Source organism: Candidatus Competibacter denitrificans Run_A_D11 (assembly GCF_001051235.1).
Taxonomy (GTDB): domain Bacteria; phylum Pseudomonadota; class Gammaproteobacteria; order Competibacterales; family Competibacteraceae; genus Competibacter_A; species Competibacter_A denitrificans.
In genome coordinates, this window is the sequence record NZ_CBTJ020000013.1 from 1 (window position 1) to 742 (window position 742).

The 742-nt window shown below is 55.0% G+C and carries 1 pseudogene; it reads right to left on the reverse strand.

Going from position 1 to position 742, the window contains the following annotated elements:
- Window positions 1-36: 36 nt before the first annotated feature.
- Window positions 37-696, reverse strand: a pseudogene (locus BN873_RS01795) (IS256 family transposase); the annotation flags it as partial.
- Between the last annotated feature and the right edge of the window lie 46 nt (window positions 697-742).

Sequence of the window (742 nt, forward strand, 5' to 3'; positions counted from 1 at the left end):
GAGTCTGTCAAATTTTTTGTGTAAATGCGGTTTTGGTTAGTGGAGTGAGAGTGGCAAGCGGCCCTCGAATTGAATGGCGAAGCGATTGAGGGCCTGTTTCCAGTCTTTGATGGGCATGGTCCATTTTTTGGCGGCTTGCTCAATAGCCAAGTCGATCACCTTGAAGGCGGAACGATCACTGGGAAAAATCCGTCGGTTGTTAATGGCCTTGCGGATGACGCTGTTGAGGGACTCAATGGCGTTGGTGGTGTAGATCGCACGGCGGATGTCATCTGGGGAGTCAAAAAGGGGGATCACCCGCTCCCAGTGCCGTAACCATAACGCGCTCAAGGAGGGGTATTGGTGATCCCAGTGCTCAGCCACCGTCTCCAAGCCCTGTTCGGCCTGCGCAAGCGTCGGTGCTTGATAGATCCCTTTTAAATCCGCCACCACGGCGCGGCGGTCTTTATCGGCCACAGAGCGCAAGCTATTACGGACCAGATGCACCAAGCACAGTTGGACTTTCGCCTGTGGATAGACCGCCTGGATGGCGTCTGGGAAGCCGGTCAAGCCATCCACACAGGCGATAAAGACATCCTTCAGCCCTCGATTTTGCAACGCGGTCAGCACCGACAACCAAAATTTAGCCCCTTCGGTTTCCGCCAACCTGTAGTGCCCCAAAAAAGACTTCCGCTGGTTAAGAGAGTATAGCGACCTCCTGGGCCAAGACGGCGGCGGGGGTGCGATACGCTAAATGACTGTG